This window comes from Kitasatospora sp. NPDC059722, assembly GCF_042733235.1.
In the GTDB taxonomy this organism is placed as follows: Bacteria; Actinomycetota; Actinomycetes; order Streptomycetales; family Streptomycetaceae; genus Kitasatospora.
In genome coordinates this window covers 1-958 of record NZ_JBHWGD010000077.1, presented here as the reverse complement: position 1 = coordinate 958, position 958 = coordinate 1, and the positions used below count along the sequence as shown (strand labels likewise).

1 protein-coding gene is annotated in these 958 nt (G+C 76.7%); it reads left to right on the top strand.

Annotated features, from left to right (window positions below; genetic code table 11):
* Positions 1-205 precede the first annotated feature (205 nt).
* The coding region (locus ACFV4F_RS33835) for an alcohol dehydrogenase catalytic domain-containing protein (RefSeq protein WP_380508388.1) at positions 206-958 on the top strand (753 nt) is incomplete at its 3' end.

The following is a 958-nucleotide window of genomic DNA, read 5'->3' as shown; positions in this document are numbered from 1 at the left end:
GGTGCGGGCGTGCGGCCCCACGGCGAACGCCGAAAAAAAACTCAGCCAAATATCACATTTTAATATATTTTTATTATTACTTGTTTTTTGTGTTCGCCCGCCCCCGTTCGGCGCAGCACCGGCGGCCCGTCCCCGGGCGCCCCCGCATGCTGGGCGGGGCGGGGTGGGGCTGTCAGCGGGGGCTACCCGAGGAGTGGGATCACCGATGCCCAGAGCGTTCGGGTTCGTCGACTACGGCGGGCCGGAGACCCAGGAGTTCCTGGACCGCCCGGAGCTCCTGCCGGGCCCGGGGCAACTGGCCGTCGCGGTCCGCGCCGCCGGGGTGAACCCGGTGGACTGGAAGATCCGCAGCGGCCTCCTCGGCCGTCAGGGCCGCGACCTGCCGTCCGTCATGGGCCAGGAGGCCGCGGGCGTCGTCCTGCGGGTCGGCCCGGACGTGTCCGCCTTCACCCCGGGCGACGAGGTCTTCGGGGTCGCCGCCGCCGGCGCCTTCGCCGAACAGACGCTGCTGCGCGCCGGGATGAGCGCCCTCAAGCCCGCGGCCGTCGGCTTCGACCAGGCCGCGACCCTCGCCGTCGCCACGGCGACCGCCGACGACGCCGTCCGCGACGTGGGCCTGGGCTCTGGCCGCACGCTCCTGATCCTCGGTGCCGCCGGAGGCGTCGGCAGCGCGGCGACGCAGATCGCCCGCAGCCGGGGCCTGCGCGTGATCGGCACCGCGAGCGATGCCGGCCGCGGCCACGTCGAGGCGCTCGGTGCCGTGCACGTCCGGTACGGCGAGGGGGTCGCCGAGCGGATCGCGCAGGCGGCCCCGGACGGCGTGGACGGCATCCTCGACCTCGTCGGGGGGGGCGCGCCCCCCCGCGCCCCCCGGGCCCCCGCCCCCCCCCCGCGGGGGGGGGGCGCCCCCCCCCCGGCGGCCCCCCCCCCCCCCCGGGGCCCCGCCCCGGCCCCGGCG